Below are 20,185 nucleotides of genomic sequence, written 5' to 3' on the forward strand. Positions count from 1 at the left end.
TGGTTGGCCCGATCGCTGGTCGAGTGGGGTGGGCGGTTGCATGGACTCCGATCTCCAGCATCGGTGTCGCTCCCGCCAACCCACTGTTCGGCGTTCCCGCGTCGCGCGGTTCGACCACAGCGGTGGTTGGCCCGATCGCGGTCGAGTGGGTGGGCGGTTCGGCGGACTCCGATCTCCAGCCACAGCGGTGTCGCGCGCACCAACCCGGTGTTCGGCGTTCCCGCGTCGCGCACTGGCCGATCCGGCGTTAGGTCAGGAACTTGGTGATGCGGTTGCTCCAAGTCTTCACGTCGGCGGCGGTGCGGGAGACGTGGAGGTCGGCGTTGGGCAGCAACTCCTGCAGGTTTTGCGCAGTGGATACAGGGTGCAATGGATCGGCGTCCCAGGCGAGGATGAGGGTCGGCTGGGTGATGGTGGCGATCTGGTCCTGCGCGGGCAGGTCGCTTCGGCTGATGCCTGCGAAGACGGCGCCGAGTAGGTTGTCGGGCACCGCCGGGGTGAGATCGAACGCGGGGTAGTCGGCGAAGATCGGCAGTGGGTCGGTGGTGGCCCACTGTTCTCGCCACGCGTCAGGCCCCTCCGTCTCGATGACCGAGGCGATCTCGGCGTACAGGTTCTGCGCGAACGGCGCATCGTCCCAGGCGGCCGGCGGGATCATCAGTACGAGGCGCCGGAACCGTTCCGGTGCGGCGATGGCGGCGCGCAGTGCGGTGTCTGCTCCCAGCGACGAGCCGGTGAAGTCGATCGGCTGATCGATGCCCAGGGCATCAATCAGCGCCAGCGCGTCGCGGCCGAGGTTGTCGAACGTGTAGTCATCGGCAGCCGGCCGGCCGGTGGACTCGCCATGACCGCGCGCGTCGTAGGTCAGCATGCGTCTGCCCTCACCCAGCGCGTCAAGATCCAGGAGCCCAAGGCGCCGCACGGCCGCCCGGCTCAACGGCACACCGTGCGCGTAGACCAAAGGCTCCCCCGCACCGGAGTACTGGTAGGCGATCGTGGCGCCGTCCCGCTCGAAGTAGCTGCCTGCCGACATCCCTGCCTCCTTCACAAGCCGTTTCCTATATACCCTAGGGGGGTATCAAGGTGAAACGCAAGGGGGAATTGCCGGTTGCGCGATTTGTTCAAGCCGCCCAGGCTCGTGCCGACTACTTTTCGAAAGCATCGAACTGGAAGGAACAACAGGATGTCTCGAGTGACCTTGTACATGGCGATGTCGTTGGACGGTTTCATCACCGGACCGGACGACGACGCGCAGAACCCGGCCGGTGTCAACGGCATGCGTCTGATGGACTGGCTTGGCAACGTCGACAGCGGTGGCGACAACACCGGCGACAACGACCGGGTGGACGCGTATCGGCCCGGTGCCCCGAACAGCCAGATCGTGTACGACGAGGCGATGGCTACCGGAGCGGTCATCACCGGCAAACGAACCGGGGACTTCGCCGGCTACTGGGGCGGCGACCACCACGACGGCGTACCGATCTTCGTTCCGACGCATCAAGCGTCGGCAGAGAACCCGTACGAGCGGGTCCATTACGTCACCGACGGCATCGAGTCGTGTGTCAAGCAGGCCAAGGCAGCAGCTGGTGACCGCGACATCCTGCTGCACGGCGCCTACACCGCTCAGGAATGCCTCAAGGCCGGCGTGCTCGACGTCATCGAGATCCAGCTCAGACCAGTCCTGCTCGGCCAGGGCCGCCTGCTGTTCGACGGCCTGCCGCCCAAACACGTCGAGCTCGAACTGGTCCGCACACTCGAAGCCCCAGGCGTCCTGCACCTGCGCTACGAGGTTCAGCACCCGTGACGGCCTCGCCGATTCGGCTCTACATGTCGATGAGCCTGGACGGCTTCATCGCCGGCCCCGACGACCAGGCCGGACAAGAACTCGGGCGCGACGGTGGACGGCTGTTCAACTGGCTGGACGACCGGATGTCGCCAGGCATCAACGGCCAGGTGTACGCCGAGGCGCTCAGCACCGGCGCCATCATCTCGGGGCGACGCACCTTCGACCTCGCCCACGGCTGGCAGGGCGACCACCACGACGGCGTACCGATCCTCGTCCTGACCTCACAGCCAGACCGCGCACCAGTCACCAACACCACGTTCTTCTCCGACGTCGTCGCCTGCGCCGCCCAGGCTCGTGCCGAGTCGAAGGACCGGGCCGTCATGGTCCACGGTGCCGGTGCCGCGCAGGCCCTCCTCCAAGCCGGCGAGCTGGACGAACTCGAGATCCACCTCGTCCCGGTGCTGCTCGGCGCCGGGCGGCCGTTGTTCGCGCCGCGGGACAGTGAGCACCTCGAACTCGAGCTCGTCCGGCGGCTGGAGGGCCGCGACGCGACTCATCTGCGGTACCGGGTTCTGACCACCTGACGTGGGTCGCGGCGCCGGGAATCGGGGTGGGGATCGTACGGTTGGGGGCGTGGGTACCTTGGGGCGGCTGGATGCTGCGCAGCGGCGGCGGCGTCGGCTCGGGTTTCCGCTCGCCGTGGTGTACAAGTTCTTCGACGACCAAGGCAGCTATCTCGCGGTCATCGTCACGTACTACGCCTTCGCCGCGATCTTCCCGATGCTGCTGATCTCCTCGTCCGTGCTCGGGTTCTTTCTGCAGGGCAACGAGGACCTGCAGAAGGCTGTCCTGCAGTCGGCGCTCAAGGAGTTCCCGATCGTCGGCACTCAGCTGGCGACGCCGCAGGGTCTGCAAGGCAGCACCGCGGCCGTCATCGTCGGTTCGCTCGCCGCCGTGTACGGCGTGATCGGGCTCGGGCAGGCGGTCCAGAACGCGGTCAACGTGACCTGGGGAGTCCCCCGGAACCGGCGCCCGAACCCGTTCCACGGCCGGCTGCGGTCGGGCGCGTTGCTGTCGCTGGCCGGGCTCACCGTCCTCACCTTCGCCACCCTGACGCTCCTGGTCGGCAGCCGGGCCGGCGAGTTCGCGACGGGCTGGCTGGTCGACATCGGCTCGGTCCTGGTCCTGACCGCCATGTTGACTCTGTGCCTGCGGCCGGGCACGAGTCCCCGGCCGGCCTTCCGCAAGATCATCCCGGGAGCCTTCCTCACCGCTCTCGGCTGGCACCTGCTCGAGCGTCTCGGCGGGATCTACGTCAACGACGTACTGGCCAAGACCAGTGAGGTGAACGGTGTCTTCGCGCTGACCCTGGGCCTGATCGGCCTCATCTACGCCGCGTCGGTGATCGCCGTCATCGGCGCCGAGCTCAACTCGGTGATCGCGCACCGGCTGTACCCGCGCTCGCTGCTGGCCCTGTTCACCGACTCCGCCACCGATCTGACACCGGCCGACCACCGCGCCTACGCGATGTACGCCCAGGCGCAGCGGCACAAGGCTGCTGAGAAGATCGAAGTCACCTTCGAACCCCACCAGCCGACCGATCCCGCCACACCGGCTGATCCCGACCCGGACGCCGATCCCGACTCACCCACTGATCCCGGCAGGGCGGCACGGCCGGTCGAGGGCCGGCGCGACAAGCAACCACGGGGCGGGCCGGGAGCCTCCTCCTGAGGCGCGGTTTTCGCTGATTGCCGGTGGCCCGGTTAGGGTCTCCCGGTGTCCTCCTTCGATGTCGCCGCACCTGACCACGAACTCCCGGACGTAGCGGAACGCGCCTGGCGCGACGTCGCCGATGTCGGTGTCGCCGCCGCGCGGGTCGAGTGGGCGGGCGCGGCGCGCGAGATGCTGCTCGTCGCCGCCAAGAAGTACCAGGCGGTGGTCCAGCACAAGGACATCGCCGCCGGTGTCCAGGAACTGACCGGCATCCGGACCAAGCAGCCGACCCGGTACTGGATCGGCGGCGTGCTCGCCGAGGTGTCCGCGGAGAGCCTGCGGCGCGGTGAGCCGATGCTGTCGGCACTGTGCGTCAACCCCGACGAGAGCGTCTTCGACGGGTACGCCGCGATCGTCGGCGCGGCCACCGGCACGACTCCCCCGGACCCGGATGTCCATGCCTCCCACGCCCGCCTCGCGGCGTACCGGCACTTCGAGGCCACCGGCCTGCCGGCGGACGGCGGCAACGCGATGATCCCGCCGAAGCTCGGCGCCGCCCGTGCCCGCGCCCGCAAGGCCGCGATCGCCGAGCGCCCGATCAACAAGTGCCCGCACTGCAACCTGCAGACCCCGGCCAACGGAATCTGCGACACCTGCGACTGACCGCTCCCCGCCGGAGCCGCTCGCCGTCGGAACCGCCTCACGCCACACTGGATCGATGCAGCCGGCGGCGGAGCTCGCGCAGGATCGACCGTTTGGTTCGGATCAGCGCAGTCAGCCGATCGAGATCGGCGGTACAGCGAGCCGCTCGCAGTTCCGCCTCGGCGGCCAGCAGAGCGGCGATCAGTTCGCGAGCTGTCCTGGTGTCGTGATCGCGCATAGAGGCCCCGGCAGGTCGAAAGATCGAAGCCCGGCTGTCTGAGGCTGCACCACTATGACCTGCCGGAGGTGGGTCGATCAACCCTGTTCCCGAACTCGCCCGGGCTGGACTGGACGGCCGGGTGGTGCTAAGCCGGAAGGAACAGGGAAGGGTCGTGGCCGATCACCGCAGGTTGTGGAGTGTCCGGCCGGTACCGCGAGACGTCGAGTCCGGGCCGGACCGGCTGGCCCACGCGCTGAGCGCACTGGCCCAGGACCTGCACCGCGTCGACGACCCCGACGACGTACTGCGGGAGGCCGTGCAGGCCGCGATGGAACTGGTCCCCGGAACCGAGGCCGGGTCCGTGACGAGTCTCGACGGCGGGAAGCGGGTAGTCCACAAGGCGGAGTCGGGCGGGTTGCCGGCCAGTGTCGACGCCGTGATGTCGGAGGTCGGCGAAGGGCCGTGTCTGGACGCGCTGCTGCAGCACCGGATCATCCGGGTCGACGACATGCGCGGCGAAGCTCGCTGGCCGCTGTTCGCGCCGCGCGCCGCCGCGCTGGGAGCTCTGAGCATGCTGGCGTTCCCCCTGTTCGTGAAGGACGACAGCCTGTGTGCGCTCAACTTGTACGCCGGCGAGGCTGACGCGTTCACCGACGAGTCCGAACACGTCGGCAGGTTGCTCGCCGCCCACGCCGCGGTCGCCTACTCGGGCGCCCAGCGGGAGGAGAACCTGCTCGCCGCCCTCGAGACCCGCGACCTGATCGGCCAGGCGGTCGGCCTGCTGATGGAGCGCTACTCGATCACGTCCAGCCGTGCCTTCGAGACGCTGGTCCGCTTCAGCCGCCAGACCAACCGCAAACTCCGCGACGTCGCCGCCGAACTGATCCGCGACGCGGAGGCCGGCGCCCACAGGTAGCGACCCCAGGGGTGGTCGCGAGGCCGGCCGCGAAACTGGCTGGCCGGAGCAGTGGCCGGGTTGGTACCGTGCCGTGGTCCGTGACATCACATCTGGAGTTGAGGCCCCATGAACGCTGTAGCGCAGTGGGTGCTCCCCCTCGTGGTCACGGGCGGGCGATTGACATAGGTGTCGCCGGGAGTGCCCCCGAGAAATTCGGCACTCCCGAAGGGAACACCTATGAACTCTTTGCTTTTCAGTCCAGCTCTCGGCGATCACGCGGTCACGGTCGTCCGGGTCGCGGACAACCAGTGGCACGCGGTCGAGAACGACCTCGTCGTCGGGCGCGGTCACGCATCGCGCCGGCTCGACGGCCGGACCTTCCTCAGCATCGACACGTGGCGCGGAGCCGTCTTCGACCGGCTCGCGGACGCGATGCTGACCGACCACCCAGCGCCGCTGTACACGATGGTCGACGAGACCGACCGTGACGTCACGGCCGGCTGGGAACGGGCCGGCTTCACCAACTGGCGGCGCGAGCGCGAATTCGTCGTACCGACCGATCCGCGGATCACCGGCCTCACCGCGCCGCCGCCGCCGGGGGTAGTCATCGAGAAGGCTGCCGAGGGTCCGCTTCGCGAACTGGACCGAGCAATCCGCAGCGAGGTCCGGTCCACCGTCGGCTGGCAGACGATGCCGGCCGAGGTGCTGCCCTGGCAAGGGGGGACGACGCCGATCGACCCCTCGAAGTACACGGTCGCTGTTCGAGAGGGCCGGTACGTCGGTCTGGTGCGGCTGGCCACGATGACCCGCCAGCCGCGCATCGGGCTGATCGCGGTCCTTGCCGGCGAACGACGTCGCGGGGTCGCGCGGGCTCTCTTGGGCCAGGTGCTCGCTGACCTGCATCGCTCCGGGGTCGAAACGGTCTCGGCCGAGGTCGACGAATCCAACGAGGCGGCGATGGGACTGTTCCAGCGGATCGGCGCTCGCCGGACCGGCGGCAACCTGGAGCTGGTTCACCAGCAGGGAAAGGTCTGACCATGCCCAGAACCGCAGGCGGTATCGAGGTCGAGGGCACCGTCGTCGAGTGCCTCCGGAACGCCAACTTCCGGGTCGAACTCAGCAACGGCCATCTGGTCCTCGCCCACATCAGCGGCAAGATCCGGAAGAACTACATCAAGATCCTCCAGGAGGATCGCGTGCTGGTCGAGCTGAGCCCGTACGACCTGAACCGCGGCCGGATCATCTTCCGCTACCGCAACTGACCCACGCGAAACCGTGCTCGGCAGCAGAAGTGCTGCCGGGCACGGTCACCGCATGCTGCGATTCCTTCTGCGCTCGGACCACGTCTGTACCTGGTAACCGCGACCAGACGACGCAGGAGTGCTCCATGAAATTCAACCTCTTCCTTCCCACCGGATTCGGCGGGGAATTCTCAGCCTTCAGCGACCCTGCGGAGGCTGCCGAGCGGGTGATCCAGTTGGCGCAGACCGCCGAAGCCGCCGGGTTCTCCGAGGTGTGGCTGCCTGACCACCTGCAGACCATCCCGCCGTCGGACGGCTACGTCTTCGAGGCTTGGACGCTGCTGACTGCGGTCGCCCGGGAGACCAGCACGATCCGGGTCGGCCAGCTTGTCACCGGCAACGGCTACCGGAATCCGGCCCTCCAGGCCAAGATGGCGTCGACTCTGGACGCCTTGTCCGCCGGACGCCTGACCTTCGGGATCGGCGCGGGCTGGTACCAGGCCGATTACGACGCCTTCGGGTACGAGTTCCCGGGCGCGGGTCAGCGGCTGCGGGAGTTGCGCGAGGCGGTCCAGGTGATCCAGTCGCTGTGGACCGAGCACGTCACCAACTTCAGCGGTGAGTTCTACACGCTCAAGAACGCGTACGCCGAACCCAAGGGCGTCCAGCAACCGCGGATCCCGATGATGATCGCCGGTGGCGGCGAAAAGGTGACGCTGCGGATCGTCGCGGAGTACGCCGATGCCTGCAACCTGATGACCTCGCCGGCCGAGATCGACCGCAAGCTGCAGATCCTCCGCCGGCACGCCGAGGAAGTCGGCCGCGATGTCGAGACGATCCGGGTGACCGCCACGACCGCTGCTCTGGTGTCCGGAACCGACGAGGAGGCACAGGCGCTGCTGCACCCGAGCATGGGCGCGTTCTACGCCGACGACTTCGCGTCGTACCTGCTCTACGGAACGCCCGAGACGATCCAGACGCGGGTGAAAGCCTACGAGAAGGCCGGCGTCGACGAACTGGTCGTCGGCTTCCACCACGCCACCGAGCCGGACGCGATCCGGGAGTTCGCCGAGGTGGTGGGCATCTAGCCGCCTTCGAGGACCAGCGGCAGACCGCACTTCGCCACCAGTCCGGGATCGCCGAACGAGGTGATGGCCGCGATCCCGGTCTTGGTCAGCTCCAGGACGACCAGCCCGTACGCGGCGTACGAGCCGTCTGGCTGGAGCTGGTAGCCGGCTGCGGCCAGCTGTCCGTTGGCCGCGGTCGGGAGCATCCGCCAGCTGCCCGGGTCGCCGATGACATGGTTGACCAGGAACGGGAGGCAGTGCTCGCTCCCGGAGAACCAGGTCCGCGACCCGGCCGACTGCAGGGTGGCATCGTCGCGGAGTACCTCCGCCAGCGCCGAGGCGTCACTCGTCTCGATCGCGGAGATGTACCGGTTGAGCAGCGCGTTGAGCTCCGGGTCCGCCGGTTCCGCGATCTCCTCGAGTTGCGGCGTCACCTCGGCCATCTTGCCGCGGGCACGCTGCAGGCTGCTCTTCACGGCGGTGGAGGTCGTGTTCAGCACCTTCGCCGTGTCGGCCGCCGAGAAGGAGAGCACGTCCCGCAGCAGCAGGACCGCCCGTTGGCTGACCGGTAGATGCTGCAGGCTCGCGATCACCCCTAGTCGCAGCGTCTCGCGGGAGCCGACGATCGTCGCCGGGTCGAGGAGCGCGTGCGGAATCGGCTGCACCATGGCGACGTCGCCGCTGAGTTCTCGCACCGGCGCGTCAGGGTCGTCCGACGGAGCGCCGAGCCCGGACGGAAGGACCCGCCTGCTGCGGTGCCTGAGCGCGGTCAGACAGGCGTTGGTCGCGATCCGGTAGAGCCACACGCGGACCGAGGCGCGGCCGTCGAAGTTCGGGTAGCCCTTCCAGGCGTTCAGGTAGGTCTCCTGGACCAGATCCTCCGCCTCGTCGACGGAGCCCATCATGCGATAGCAGTGGGCGACCAGCTCATGACGGAAGCGCTCCAGCTCGCGCAGCAGGACATCCTCGTCGGCCACGGCCACTCCTTCACTTCAGACGATCCCGCTCAGGTGGACCAGATACAGACGCCGCGCCACCTCCAAAGGAATCGCTCCGCACTGTTTCCGTAATTGTGGCCCACCTTTTCCTGCCCCGTGGTTCGTCCACGCCATGCTCCAACCTGTTTCAGCGGGACCGCCAGTGGAAAGGTTCATCCCCATGTCGCAGTCGCCACGCCCTCTGCCTCGCCGTCACTTCCTCGCCCTCGGGGGTATCGCCGCCGGCTCGGCGATCCTCGCCGCGGAGCCGGCCGCGGCACGGTCGGTCGAGCCGGCCGGCCGGGTCGTGCTGCCCGGCTACCTGTTCACGCTGGGGGTCGCGTCCGGTGATCCGAAGCCCGACGGGGTCGTGCTCTGGACCCGGCTGGCGCCGGAGCCGCTGGCTCTCGACGGGCTCGGCGGGATGCCCGATCGCGCGGTGAACGTCTGGTGGGAGGTGGCCGAGGACGAGAACTTCCGCCGGATCGTCCGCCGCGGTATCGAGCGGGCCACCGTCAGATGGGGCCACTCGGTGCACGCCGAAGTACACGGTCTGCGGCCGGATCGCGGGTACTGGTACAGGTTCCGGATCGCTGACCAGGTCAGCCCGGTCGGCCGCACCCGTACTGCGCCGCGTCCCTCGAGCGCCCTTCGATCGATGAGCTTCGCGTTCGTGAGTTGCCAGGCCTATCCCGACGGCTACTTCACCGCCTACGAGCACCTGGCCCGGGAGGACCTGGATCTCGTCGTCCATCTCGGCGACTACATCTACGAGGGTGCCGGAGCCGGTTCGATCGGGCGCGCGCATCTGCCGGCGGCCGAGACCTTCTCGTTGACGGATTACCGGATCCGGTACGCGCAGTACAAGCTCGATCCGGCGCTGCAGGCGGCGCACGCGGCGGCGCCATGGGTGGTCGCACCGGACGACCATGACGTGGAGAACAACTGGGCCGGTGACCACTCTCAGCCCGACACCGAACCGGACCAGGACCCCGCGGTCTTCCGGCTCCGGCGGGCCGCCGCCTACCAGGCGTACTACGAGAACCTGCCGCTGCGGGCCTCGTCGATCCCGCGGGGTCCGGAGATGCAGGTGTACCGGCGGCTCCAGTTCGGCGACCTGATGCAGCTCAACGTGCTCGACACCCGTCGCTTCCGCGACCGGCAGCTGACCGATCCGTCCCTGCGTTGGGACCCGAACCGGCAGATGCTCGGTGCCGAGCAGGAGGCCTGGCTGCTCAACGGGCTCGGTGCGTCCACCGCGCGCTGGAACGTGCTGGGCAACCAGACCTTCGCAATGGAAGCCGACCACACCGCCGGCCCGGGTGAGCGATTCGGAATGGACCCCTGGGACGGGTACGCCGCAGCGCGCCAGCGGCTCTTCGACGGGGTGGCGGCGCGAGGCCTCGACAACTTCCTCATCGTCACCGGCGACGCCCACCGGAGCGTCGCCGCCGACCTCAAACTGAACTTCGCCGACCCGTCCTCCCGCACCGTCGGCACCGAGTTCCTAGGTACGTCGGTCAGCTCCGGCGGCAACGGCACCGCGATGGACCCCCTCGGCGTCACCTGGCTCGCCGAGAACCCGCACATGAAGTTCCACAACGCCCAACGCGGCTACCAGGTCTGCCACCTAGGCCGCCACGAAATGCACACCGCCTACCGCGTAGTCCCCTACGTCAACACCCCCGGCGCCCCGATAAAAACCCAAGCCACCATCCACGTCGAAAACGGCCGTCCCGGCGTAGCCCACGTAACAACCGGCTAGTCGTCGGGCTCGGACTCAGGCTGTGGAGCGTGGGAAGAGGTCGGCCAGTTGGTGCATCGCTTCTACGCCGTAGTTGACGCCGCCTACCGGGACCTTGCCTTCGGTGGCCGCGATGACCTCGGCGACGACCGTCGGTCCGAATCCGCCACAGAGCTCGATCGACTGAGCCCCGGCCGCCACCAGCTCGCGGGCGACCTGAGCCGCCTGGGCGCGCTCCGGTACGGCGACGATCGTCGTCGTCAGACCGCCCACGCTGATGACCGCCCGGTCGCGCGCCGGATCCTCGTCACCCAGACCAAGATAGATGAAAGCCCAATTATTGAACGACATCTCCGCCTCCTCCACAGTTAGCTTGCCATCAAGCCACTTAGCTTGACACCAAGCTAAACCATCGGAGCCGCGGGAACATTCCCTACAGGTTCTCCTCGGTATGGACCAGGAGTTGGCGTAGGGCGGAGGCGGTTTGGTGGCGTTGGGTGGCGGTCAGGGGGGTGAGGAAGTCTTCGTCGGCGGCCAGGACCTTGGTCAGGGCTCGTTGGGCGATCGTGCGGCCGCGGGGCGTCAAGCTGACTCGGACCGCGCGGCCGTCGTCGGGGTCGGCGACCTTCTTGATGAATCCCGCCGCTTCCAGCCGGTGCAAGCGGGTGGTCATCGCGCCGGTGGTGATCAGCGCCGACTCGGCCAGGTCGCTCGGATTCGTACCGGCCGGCTCGGCGCGTCGCCGCAGGGTGTTGAGTACGTCGAAGTCCGCGAAGGTCAGCCCCAGCGGCTGAAGTGCTTCCACCAACCGGCGCTCGAGGTGATGGGCGCAGAGCAGGAGTCTTCCGGCGACGTCGAGTGGGCCGACATCCAATTCCGGATGGGTTTCCGCCCAGGTCTCGATCATCCGGTCAACGGAATCCTTCTGCATTCGGCAGAGCTTAGTCGGCGTACGCCAGGGTCAGGTGGTGGTTGGTCCAGCGCACCTGGACGGCCGTCAGTACGCCGAGCAGAACGATGACCACGCCGGTCATCTCGGCAGCCTCCTCGATGGCCATCGCCACCAGCCGGGACGCGTACGGCGCACCGGCCGAGCTCAGCGCGACGTTGACCAGCTCCATTCCCAGCGCGGCCGCGATCGACGTGCCGAGACCGATCAGGACGAGGGTCCGAGCACGGGCCGGAAGGGCTCGGAAGGCGGGAATCAGGATCGCCAGCGAGGCCAGCAGGATCGCGCCCGCCGGGATCGTCCAGCCCAGGCGCGCGAGTGGTGAACTGCTGTCGACGACGGCCGCGGTCCATCTGGCTCCGCGTTCGTGCAGAGAGACGATCTCGTCGAGGGACAGCAGCGCGAACACCACGGCCAGGACCAGCCAAGGCCACGCGACCCGGCGGGAATTGGCCGCAGTACTTGGACCGCCGGCCAATCGGAAAGCCGTGAGAGCGGCAAGAGAACAGGTCATCAACAATGCGGCGGTCCACCAACCGGCCAGCGAACGCTCCTGCGCTGCGTTGAGCAATGCCAGCACGTCGTCGAAGGCCCCCTCGCCCGGCTCGACGACGCTGCGCGTCACCACGGAAACAATGTGCAGCGCCATGATTCCCGCGCAGATCGAGAACAGGATCCGCCCGGTCGCAAGCCTGACCTCGCCCTCTCCGGCGGCGGATTCGACAGGCCGGTGGCCGGCGGACTGGTCCATCATGAACGCAAGGTAACAGCCAAGGGTTCCATTCATGACCGGTTGGCAACCACCATCGAAATGATTATCCGGAGCCGGAGTTCCGCTTCCGGAAATGCCACATCGGAGTGCTCACTTCGAATAATTCCGAAAGGTAAGTCATCGGCGAAAGTCGAGGGGGCGAGCCGACGCCGGGGCACCGAGTTGAAAGAAAGTGCTCGTGTCTGGCGGGGGCGGGCGCGTAACGTCGGCAGGGTCGAAAATCGTGCCGAGGGGAGAATCGTGAGCCAGTCAGCTGCCGAGCCGGACTACCCTGACCACATCGATGCGGCCGTGCTGAAGATCGCCGGGGTCGTGGTGCTCGGGGCCATCATGTCGATCCTCGACATCACCGTGGTCAACGTCGCCCTGCCGACCTTCCAGGACGAGTTCGGCTCGCCCGACAGCCCGGTCGCCTACTCGCACGTCGCGTGGACGGTGACGGCGTACACACTGGCGCTCGCCACCGTCATTCCGCTGACCGGCTGGGCGGCCGACCGGTTCGGGACGAAGCGGCTCTACATGGCCGCGATCTTCCTCTTCACCGCCGGATCGGCCCTGTGCGCGACCGCGTCGAGTATCGACATGCTGATCGCCTTCCGGGTCCTGCAGGGGCTGGGCGGTGGCATGCTGATGCCGCTGGGCATGACGATCATGACCCGGGCCGCGGGTCCGCACCGGATGGGCCGGCTGATGGCCATTCTCGGCGTACCGATGTTGCTCGGCCCGATTCTCGGTCCGATCCTGGGTGGCTGGCTGATCGAGGTGGCGAGCTGGCACTGGATCTTCCTGATCAACGTGCCGCTCGGCGCGATCGCGCTGGTCTACGCCTGGTTCGCGCTGGCCCCGGACCACGCGGAGCGGTCGGAGTCGTTCGACTTCCTCGGTGTGGCCTTGATGTCCCCCGGGCTCGCGCTGTTCCTCTTCGGCGTCTCCTCGCTCCCCGCCGAGGGTGGTGACTTCGGTGCCCCACGGGTGTGGATCTCGATGCTGGTCGGAGTGGTGTTGATGGCGGCCTTCGTCTGGCACTCCTTCCGGCCGGAGCACCCGCTGCTCGACCTGAGGCTGTTCCGCGACCGGAACCTGACCATCTCGATCATCACGATGTTCCTGTTCGCGGCCGCGTTCTTCGGCGGGTTGCTCCTGGTACCGACCTACTTCCAGCAGATCCGTGGCGAGTCCACCCTGAACGCGGGCCTCCTGGTGGCACCGCAGGGCCTCGGCGCCATGGTGACCATGCCGATCGCCGGCCGGCTGGTCGACAAGATTCCGGTCGGCCGGATCGTGCCGGTCGGGCTCGCGCTGATCGTGGTGGGCATGTTCGGCCTGACCCAGATCACCGCCACGACGTCGTACCCGCTGATCATCGCGATGCTGGTCGTGATGGGTTTCGGGATGGGCGCCACCATGATGCCGCTGTTCACCACCGCACTCCGGACCCTCTCCGGAGCCCAGGTCGCGCGCGGTTCGACGTTGCTCAACATCACCCAGCAGATCGCCTCCTCCGTCGGTGTGGCGACGATGTCCGTGATCCTCACCAACCGGCTCAACGACTCGCCGATCATTCCCGGCACGCAGAACATCCCGGGGCTGGGCGGGGGCCTCCGCGAGACCCAGGCGGCCATCCTGTCCAGCACCAGACCCGAGAGCCTCGGCCCGCTCAACATCGACCCCGCCGCCATCGGCCGCGGCCTGACTGACGCCGCCTCCGCTTTCTCCCACACGTACTGGGTCGCCTGGGCCTTGGTCGGCCTGACCTTGGTGCCCGCCTTGCTCCTCCCCCGCAAACACGAGAGGAAGTCCAGCTCAGTACCGACCGAAGACCCATTGGGACGGTGACTTCGGGTCGTCGCCTCGCCAGAAGTCTGCCCAGAGGTCGCGGAACTCGGTCCGCGACAGCTGGCCGTCACCGTCGAGGTCGAGCTTCTCGAAGGCGTCCTCGATACCGTCAGCGGAGCCCTTCCAGGCGTAGACGACCTGCTTGTGCTCCGCCAGCGCGATGCGGTCGTCGCCGTTCTGATCGATCGCATCGAACATCGCGTCCGCTGTCGCGTACACCGCGTCGTCCATGGCCGGCAACTGGTCGACGACCGTCATCAGCTCGTCGAGCGACACCTTGCCGTCCTGACCGGCGTCCGACAGCGTCGTGACCGCGGACCACCAGCCCATCATGATCGCCCGCATCCGCTCGTACTCCGCGCTGCCCGGCTGCCACTCGCGGATGCCGACCCAGCGCTCGGTCAGCGTCTCGAAGTCGGACTCCTCCAGATACCCGCTACCGTCCGCATCCATCGCCTCGAACACCGCGGCCACCTTGCGCCGCTGAAACTCACTGGCCATACGCCCTCCCCAGAGCAGATCGCTCGTGCCCGGGCGATCCCGGACACTGACAGTGACCGGCTTCAGTATGTAACCGATGTCGCTCTTTGTCACCGCTTGACTTCAGAGTGTTCCGCCTTTTAGGCAGAGTCGAATGGTGTGGGCTGGGGTTGTTCGGCGGTTCACGCTCGGAGCCGTGATCTCTTTTGTCGTTCGCAGGGTGCTGCAGATGGTGCTGACCGCTTGGCTGATCAGCGTCATCACCTTCGCCTTGTTCTGGACGTCGAACGCACGGCCGGCCAGGGAGATCTGCAACTACAACTGCACCACCGCGCGGTTCGCCGAGATCGACCGGACCTACGGCTTCGACAAACCGCTGATCGTCCAGTACGGCACCTACATGAGCGGGCTGGTCAACCCCAACGGCCGACAGCTGGGCAGTGAAGGAACGAAGGAGCAGTGCGACTGGCCGTGCTTCGACCGTTCCATCCACACCGGTGTCCAGGTCTGGGGCTCGATCACCGAAGCTTTCTGGCCGACCTTCTGGCTCGCGGCGGGCGGTGCCGTCCTCTGGTTGACCAGTGGCGTGCTGCTCGGCGTCACGGCCGCACTCCGCAGAGGCGAATGGATCGACAAAGCAGCAGTCGGCCTGGCCTTGATCGGTGCGTCGATGCCGACACTGGTGATCGGCAACCTGCTGTACCTGACCTTCGTGGTCAAGCTCCAGCTCTTTCCCCACCCCGACACCGCAAACTTCGCTTTGTCCGCAGGGCTGGGAGCCTGGCTCAAGTCGTACACCCTGCCGTGGATCACGCTGGCCATGGTCTACGCCGCCCTGTACACCCGGATGACGCGCGCCACCATGATCGACGTAATGAACGAGGACTTCATCGTCACCGCACGGGCCAAAGGTCTGAGCGAGACCAGGGTCATCTACCGGCATGGGCTCCGCGCAGTACTGGCACCGATCGTCACCCTCTTCGGCCTCGACCTCGGCAGCCTGCTCGGTGGGGCCATCATCACCGAGCAGATCTTCAGCATCTACGGCATGGGCCGGCTGACGATCGACGCGGTGCTGGGCGTCGACCTGGCCGTCATCATGGCCGTCGTCCTGGTGGTGACGGTCTTCGTCATCGTCGCCAATGCCCTCGTCGACATCGCCTACGCCTTCATCGATCCGCGCGTCCGGCCGTCGTGAACCCCGCGACTCAGCAGGTCGCTCCCGAGCGGCGTGACCAGGTGACGAACCGAAGAGCCGGTCCGGTGGGTGGTGATCAAACCCGCCGAACGCAGTACGGAGGCATGCTGGCTGGCAGACCCGGCCGAGATCCCGACGACCGCGGCCACCTCACTGGTACTGCGCCCGCCGACCACCGCCGCGAGTACTGCCGCCCTGGTCCGTCCGAGCAGGTCGCCGAGCGGTTCGGTGAAGCTCAACTCGTCCGGCTGGTGGCTGATCGGATACGTGAGGATCACCGGCGACGTACCGACATCCATGAAGTTCGGAGTCGGCACCAGGTACGACGGAACGAGGGTGACGCCGCGTCCGCCCGGCGTGATCACCAGGTCGGCGCCGCCCGGGCATTCGTACGACAGAGTCGAGGCCTGCCACCGAAGCTGAGGGCTGAGGGTGTGCAGCACCCGGTCGATGCCCTGGTCGACGAGGGTGACGCCACGCGCTGCCCGATCCGCGTGCACCGAGGCGACGATGTCCGTCCAGTAGGGCGCGACCGCCACCGCGTGAAAGGCTTCGGCGGCCGCGCGGAGCCGCCTGAGCGCCGCTGGATCACCTAGCCGAGCGGTCCGGTCCGGTAGGTCTCCACTCTCGATCCGCGGCCGAAGCTCGGCGAGCATCGTCTCAGCCGGAGTGGCAAGCACCTGCTCGAGCGCGGTCGCGAAGTCGCTGTCACTCGAGACCGGGGTCAGGAAGTCCGGCATCCAGCGCGGCACCCGGCACAGCTCCAGGTACGGCGCCATCACCGGCCGGACAGCCGCCCGTGTACGAGCCGACCAAGCGGCCAGATGCGGCGGCACCGGCAAGGACTGCATGATCCGCTTGCCGGCGGCGGAAAGCTCGGACATCGCTGACGGCGCCGACCGCACCACCGTCCGGCTCAGATCCACCCCGTTCAACCGCAAGGTGAGCATTCGACCTCCCCGGGTGCCTGACGAACGCCTCGTGCAGATCATCCAGTGAACTCGACGCACAGGGTCATCGCCGGCCGCACCGCGTCAGGGGCCTGTCGGCGTACCGAGATGGCGAATGACCCTCGCCGGTACGCCGACGGCCAGCGTCGCGCGCGGGACGTCGTGCGTGACGATCGCGCCGGCGCCGATCACCGCGTCGTCTCCGACCGTCACGCCTTGCAGGATCATCGCCCGCGCGCCGATCCAGACGTTGCGCCCGATCCGGATCGGGTCCGCGGTGATGCCCGAGCGACGCGTCGCCGGGTCGAGCGGATGGCCTGAGGTGATCAGGCTGACATCCGGGCCGATCATCACCTCGTCGCCGATCTCGATCCCGCCGATGTCGTTGAACCGGCAGCCCTGGTTGACGAACACGTTGCGCCCGAGCCGGAGGTTGATCCCGTGGTCGGAGTACACCGGCGGGATCAGGACGAACGTGTCGTCGACGGGCTGCCCGGTCAGGTCGGCCCAGGTCGCGCGGATCGCCGCCAGTTCGTCGTACCGGAGGGTGTTGAGGTGCTCGGTCACGCGGATCGCCCGCTCGACGCGTTGCCGGAAATCCTTCGGGATGTCGTAGTCCGCCACTGCTGCTCCTCCTGATCGCCGAAGGCGCCGATGTAACCAGGGCCGGTCGGCGCGCACAAACAACCGAGGCGGCGGCGCGCCACAACTGTTGGTTGTGTTTGGTCGACTGTGATCGTTCATGTTCGGAACGTTGACGGCAGACCAGACCAGCCACTCGGATGGTCTTCCACCTGTCAGTGAGGAGACCGCCCCCATGAACTCACCAGCAAGGATCAACCGCCGAACTCTGCTCGCCGCGGCCGGCGTCACGGCCGCAACCGGAGTACTCAGCACCGGTACTGCGCACGCCGACGCGACCGTCCGCGTCGACCCGGCCAGCGACCAGGGTGGGTGGGAAGGCTGGGGCACCTCACTCGCGTGGTGGGCGAACGTGTTCGGCGACCGGGACGACTTCGCCGACCTGTTCTTCACCACCAAGACGGTCAGCTACAACGGTGCCTCGCTGCCCGGCCTGGGGATGAACATCGCCCGCTACAACCTCGGTGCGTGCAGCTGGAACGCCGTCGGCAGCGCGCGCATGGTTGCCTCACCCAACATTCCGCGGTTCAAGCAGATCGAGGGATTCTGGCAGGACTGGGGCAACGAGGACCCGGCGTCCTCGGCCTGGAACTGGAACGCCGACGCCAAGCAGCGCGCGATGCTGGTCAAGGCGACCCAGCGCGGCGCGATCAGCGAACTCTTCGCGAACTCGCCGATGTGGTGGATGTGCTCGAACCACAACCCGTCCGGCGCCGCGGACGGCGGCAACAATCTCCAGTCGTGGAACCATCGCCAGCACGCTCTGCACCTGGCCGTCACCGCTCGCCGCGCCCGTGACCAGTGGGGTGTGAACTTCCGGACGGTCGACCCGTTCAACGAGCCGTCGTCGAACTGGTGGAAGGCCGACGGCGGGCAGGAAGGCTGCCACATCGACGCCACCACCCAGCGCAGCGTCATCACCAACATGCGCACCGAGCTGGACCGGCTGGGCCTGACCGGCATAGGGATCTCGGCCTCCGACGAGACCAACTACGACCTCGCCCGGACGACGTGGAACGGCTTCGACTCGGCCACCAAGGGCCGGGTGCGACAGGTCAATGTGCATGGCTATCAAGGTCTGAGCGGCCGGCGGGATCTGCTCGGCAACGATGTGCGTGCCTCGGGCAAGATTCTGTGGAACTCCGAGCACGGCGACAGCGACGGCAGCGGGATGATGACGGCCCGTTGCCTGCTGATGGACTTCCGCTGGCTCAAGCCGACGGCCTGGTGCTACTGGCAGATCATGGACCCGACGGCCGGCTGGGGCGCGATCCGGTACGACGGCAACGCGGGCCAGGCCGGCGCCGTGGAGACGAAGCTCTACGTACTGGCCCAGTTCACCCGGCACATCCGGCCGGGCATGCGGATCATCAACACCGGCGTCGATTACGCGATAGCGGCCCACGACCCGGCCGCGCGCCGCCTGGTGATCGTTGCCGCGAACAACGGTGCCGCACAGAACCTGACCTTCGACCTGACCCCCTTCGCCACGGTCCCCAACAGCACAGCCACCCGCTGGTCCACCCTGACCTCCGGCTCCGGGGACCGCTACACCAGACGCCAGGACCTCACGGTGACCAGCAAGTCGGTCCGGGTCCCCTTCGCGGCAGGCGCAGTACAGACAATCCAGATCGACGGGGTCGCCCGGTGAAGAGAGCGGTGGCGGCCATCGCGCTCGCCACCTGCCTGATCCAGCCGATCGCCCAGCCCACCGTCGCGCACGCGGGCCCGGGCGTCACCGTCCTGGCCGACACCCTCCTGGACCAGTCCGCCCTGTACTTCGTGTCGTACGACGGCCTGGTCAACAACAACGCATTCCAGGACGCCCTGGTCACCTACAACGGCTACCAGTACGCCGCGTGGTACACCTCCACCCGCAACGCCGTCATCGCCAGGCGTGCCCTGGGCAGTAGCACCTGGCAGAAGGCGGTCCTCCCCCATCGTCTGAGCATCAACGACTCCCACAACGTCATCTCACTCGGCATCTCCCCACGCGACGGCACCCTGCACGTCGGCATGGACACCCACAACACCCGCCTGTACTACGTGAAGTCGGTGGCGGGACTCACCACCCAACCCGGCTCACACCAATGGTCCGCAGCGGTCTTCGGTACGGTGCAACGGACTCTGGGCGGGGTCGAGCTGGGCAACCTGACCTATCCGCAGTTCGTCGTGACGCCGGAAGGCGCCCTGCAGTTCAGTTACCGGACCGGCGGGTCGGGCAACGGCGTCAACGAGTTGGCCGAGTACTCCAACGGAGCCTGGCGGAAGCTCGGCGTGTGGTCGTCCGCCACCGGCAACTACACCGGGCCGAACGGTGTCGTGTCCACGACGCGGAACATGTATCTCCACGGCCTCACCTACGACCGCCGCGGTCGGCTGCACGCGGCATTCACCTGGCGTGAGGGCAATTCGCGCGTGCTGTGCAACTCCGGCGGCCTGACCAACCACGACACCGGCTATGTCTACAGCGACGACCGCGGCCGGACCTGGCGCAATGGCGCCGGCACGGTCGTCGGGAGCACCGGTGGTACGAGGGTCTCGATCAACTCGCCGGGCCTGGTCGCGGACCCGTTGGACCCCAACCACGGTCTGATGAACCAAGAAGGGCAGGGCGCGGACTCCACCGGTACGCCGCATGTCGTGATCAGCTACGTGCCGGGGCGGTTCACGCAGTGTGTCTCCAACTATGCGCAGCAGCGCACGCAGTACGGGCGCACTTTCCACGTCGTACGGAACGCGAACGGCAGCTGGACCAAACGCGAGGTTCCGGTCGCGCCGGGGAGCACGCAGCGGACCAAGCTGGTCCTCGATCGCAACGACAACGCGTATCTGGTGATGCCGCGTGGGCGGATCGTCTCGGCGAGCAAGGCGACCGGCTGGACCGACTGGACTCTGGTCTTCGACCGGTCGCTGAACGCGTTCGGTGAGGTCAACGTCGACGCGTCCAGAGTGGCGGTCGACGGCGTTCTGTCGTTCCAGTACCAGCAACGCTCCACCGGTACTACGCCGTCGCCGATCCGCGTGCTCGACGTCCGCCTCGGCTGACGACGCGGACGAAGTACGGTCG

The 20,185-nt window shown here is 67.6% G+C and carries 22 protein-coding genes; 13 read left to right on the forward strand and 9 right to left on the reverse strand.

Annotated features, from left to right (window positions below):
* Positions 1–247: 247 nt before the first annotated feature.
* Complete coding sequence (locus ACQPYM_RS24185; protein ID WP_433003962.1) at positions 248–1,033, reverse strand: alpha/beta fold hydrolase; 786 nt, start codon at positions 1,031–1,033, stop codon at positions 248–250.
* Positions 1,034–1,183: 150 nt separating this feature from the next.
* Between ACQPYM_RS24185 and ACQPYM_RS24190 the strand changes: the two genes are divergently transcribed.
* Genes ACQPYM_RS24190 through ACQPYM_RS24205 form a run of 4 tightly spaced genes read left to right on the forward strand, consistent with a single transcriptional unit; the run spans position 1,184 to position 4,162 of the window.
* Positions 1,184–1,804 (forward strand): dihydrofolate reductase family protein, encoded by a 621-nt coding sequence (locus tag ACQPYM_RS24190; protein ID WP_433003965.1) that lies wholly within the window; start codon positions 1,184–1,186, stop codon positions 1,802–1,804.
* Positions 1,801–2,370 (forward strand): dihydrofolate reductase family protein, encoded by a 570-nt coding sequence (locus tag ACQPYM_RS24195; protein ID WP_433003967.1) that lies wholly within the window; start codon positions 1,801–1,803, stop codon positions 2,368–2,370. The genes ACQPYM_RS24190 and ACQPYM_RS24195 overlap by 4 nt, the downstream gene beginning before the upstream one ends.
* A 49-nt stretch (positions 2,371–2,419) precedes the next feature.
* Positions 2,420–3,517 (forward strand): YihY/virulence factor BrkB family protein, encoded by a 1,098-nt coding sequence (locus tag ACQPYM_RS24200; protein ID WP_433003970.1) that lies wholly within the window; start codon positions 2,420–2,422, stop codon positions 3,515–3,517.
* A 45-nt stretch (positions 3,518–3,562) separates the two neighbouring features.
* Positions 3,563–4,162: a hypothetical protein gene (locus ACQPYM_RS24205; protein WP_433003973.1), complete on the forward strand. Its 600-nt coding sequence runs from the start codon at positions 3,563–3,565 to the stop codon at positions 4,160–4,162.
* 37 nt (positions 4,163–4,199) lie between these two features.
* On the opposite strand, the gene ACQPYM_RS24210 is transcribed toward ACQPYM_RS24205, so the two are convergent.
* A complete protein-coding gene (locus ACQPYM_RS24210; protein ID WP_433003976.1) occupies positions 4,200–4,379 on the reverse strand; it encodes a hypothetical protein in 180 nt (59 codons plus the stop codon).
* Positions 4,380–4,533: 154 nt separating this feature from the next.
* Between ACQPYM_RS24210 and ACQPYM_RS24215 the strand changes: the two genes are divergently transcribed.
* The 4 genes from ACQPYM_RS24215 to ACQPYM_RS24230 all read left to right on the forward strand — a co-directional run bounded on the left by ACQPYM_RS24215 (position 4,534) and on the right by ACQPYM_RS24230 (position 7,588).
* Positions 4,534–5,277: a GAF and ANTAR domain-containing protein gene (locus tag ACQPYM_RS24215; protein WP_433003979.1), complete on the forward strand. Its 744-nt coding sequence runs from the start codon at positions 4,534–4,536 to the stop codon at positions 5,275–5,277.
* A 219-nt stretch (positions 5,278–5,496) separates the two neighbouring features.
* Positions 5,497–6,294: a GNAT family N-acetyltransferase gene (locus tag ACQPYM_RS24220; protein ID WP_433003982.1), complete on the forward strand. Its 798-nt coding sequence runs from the start codon at positions 5,497–5,499 to the stop codon at positions 6,292–6,294.
* Positions 6,295–6,296: 2 nt separating this feature from the next.
* A complete protein-coding gene (gene infA / locus ACQPYM_RS24225) occupies positions 6,297–6,521 on the forward strand; it encodes a translation initiation factor IF-1 (RefSeq protein WP_360281247.1) in 225 nt (74 codons plus the stop codon).
* Between the two features lie 125 nt (positions 6,522–6,646).
* A complete protein-coding gene (locus tag ACQPYM_RS24230; protein ID WP_433003985.1) occupies positions 6,647–7,588 on the forward strand; it encodes a TIGR03560 family F420-dependent LLM class oxidoreductase in 942 nt (313 codons plus the stop codon).
* On the opposite strand, the gene ACQPYM_RS24235 is transcribed toward ACQPYM_RS24230, so the two are convergent.
* Positions 7,585–8,544 carry an RNA polymerase subunit sigma-70 gene (locus tag ACQPYM_RS24235; protein WP_433003988.1) on the reverse strand — a complete coding sequence of 320 codons (960 nt, stop codon included), beginning with the start codon at positions 8,542–8,544 and terminating at the stop codon, positions 7,585–7,587. The two genes, ACQPYM_RS24230 and ACQPYM_RS24235, sit on opposite strands and share 4 nt — an antisense overlap.
* 181 nt (positions 8,545–8,725) lie before the next feature.
* Here ACQPYM_RS24235 and ACQPYM_RS24240 point away from each other — a divergent pair, with 181 nt between their 5' ends.
* Entirely contained in the window at positions 8,726–10,309 is a 1,584-nt protein-coding gene (locus ACQPYM_RS24240; RefSeq protein ID WP_433003991.1) for an alkaline phosphatase D family protein, read from the forward strand.
* A 15-nt stretch (positions 10,310–10,324) separates the two neighbouring features.
* Here the strand turns inward: ACQPYM_RS24240 and ACQPYM_RS24245 are convergent, their stop codons facing one another.
* From ACQPYM_RS24245 to ACQPYM_RS24255, 3 genes are all read right to left on the reverse strand, one after another.
* The gene (locus tag ACQPYM_RS24245) at positions 10,325–10,639 is read right to left on the reverse strand and encodes a DUF6506 family protein (protein WP_433003994.1); all 315 of its coding nucleotides are present in this window, start codon (positions 10,637–10,639) and stop codon (positions 10,325–10,327) included.
* A gap of 82 nt (positions 10,640–10,721) precedes the next feature.
* Entirely contained in the window at positions 10,722–11,219 is a 498-nt protein-coding gene (locus ACQPYM_RS24250; RefSeq protein WP_433003997.1) for a MarR family winged helix-turn-helix transcriptional regulator, read from the reverse strand.
* A 10-nt stretch (positions 11,220–11,229) separates the two neighbouring features.
* Positions 11,230–11,991: a hypothetical protein gene (locus ACQPYM_RS24255; RefSeq protein WP_433004000.1), complete on the reverse strand. Its 762-nt coding sequence runs from the start codon at positions 11,989–11,991 to the stop codon at positions 11,230–11,232.
* A gap of 258 nt (positions 11,992–12,249) precedes the next feature.
* Here ACQPYM_RS24255 and ACQPYM_RS24260 point away from each other — a divergent pair, with 258 nt between their 5' ends.
* Positions 12,250–13,845, forward strand: a complete 1,596-nt coding sequence (locus ACQPYM_RS24260) for a DHA2 family efflux MFS transporter permease subunit (RefSeq protein WP_433004002.1) — start codon at positions 12,250–12,252, stop codon at positions 13,843–13,845.
* On the opposite strand, the gene ACQPYM_RS24265 is transcribed toward ACQPYM_RS24260, so the two are convergent.
* Positions 13,813–14,346 (reverse strand): EF-hand domain-containing protein, encoded by a 534-nt coding sequence (locus ACQPYM_RS24265; RefSeq protein ID WP_433004005.1) that lies wholly within the window; start codon positions 14,344–14,346, stop codon positions 13,813–13,815. The genes ACQPYM_RS24260 and ACQPYM_RS24265 overlap by 33 nt on opposite strands.
* Before the next feature lie 175 nt (positions 14,347–14,521).
* Between ACQPYM_RS24265 and ACQPYM_RS24270 the strand changes: the two genes are divergently transcribed.
* Positions 14,522–15,523: an ABC transporter permease gene (locus ACQPYM_RS24270; RefSeq protein ID WP_433004008.1), complete on the forward strand. Its 1,002-nt coding sequence runs from the start codon at positions 14,522–14,524 to the stop codon at positions 15,521–15,523.
* On the opposite strand, the gene ACQPYM_RS24275 is transcribed toward ACQPYM_RS24270, so the two are convergent.
* Together ACQPYM_RS24275 and ACQPYM_RS24280 are read right to left on the reverse strand one after the other, a co-directional pair.
* The gene (locus ACQPYM_RS24275) at positions 15,487–16,473 is read right to left on the reverse strand and encodes an ArsR/SmtB family transcription factor (protein ID WP_433004011.1); all 987 of its coding nucleotides are present in this window, start codon (positions 16,471–16,473) and stop codon (positions 15,487–15,489) included. The genes ACQPYM_RS24270 and ACQPYM_RS24275 overlap by 37 nt on opposite strands.
* 84 nt (positions 16,474–16,557) lie before the next feature.
* Complete coding sequence (locus ACQPYM_RS24280) at positions 16,558–17,097, reverse strand: sugar O-acetyltransferase (RefSeq protein WP_433004014.1); 540 nt, start codon at positions 17,095–17,097, stop codon at positions 16,558–16,560.
* A gap of 193 nt (positions 17,098–17,290) precedes the next feature.
* Here ACQPYM_RS24280 and ACQPYM_RS24285 point away from each other — a divergent pair, with 193 nt between their 5' ends.
* On the forward strand, positions 17,291–18,766 hold the full coding sequence (locus tag ACQPYM_RS24285; protein ID WP_433004017.1) for a glycoside hydrolase: 1,476 nt from the start codon (positions 17,291–17,293) through the stop codon (positions 18,764–18,766).
* Positions 18,763–20,163 (forward strand): BNR repeat-containing protein, encoded by a 1,401-nt coding sequence (locus ACQPYM_RS24290; protein ID WP_433004020.1) that lies wholly within the window; start codon positions 18,763–18,765, stop codon positions 20,161–20,163. Before ACQPYM_RS24285 ends, ACQPYM_RS24290 begins: the two co-directional genes overlap by 4 nt.
* The last annotated feature ends 22 nt before the right edge of the window (positions 20,164–20,185 follow it).

It is taken from the genome of Kribbella sp. CA-294648, from assembly GCF_050943845.1.
Taxonomy (GTDB): domain Bacteria; phylum Actinomycetota; class Actinomycetes; order Propionibacteriales; family Kribbellaceae; genus Kribbella.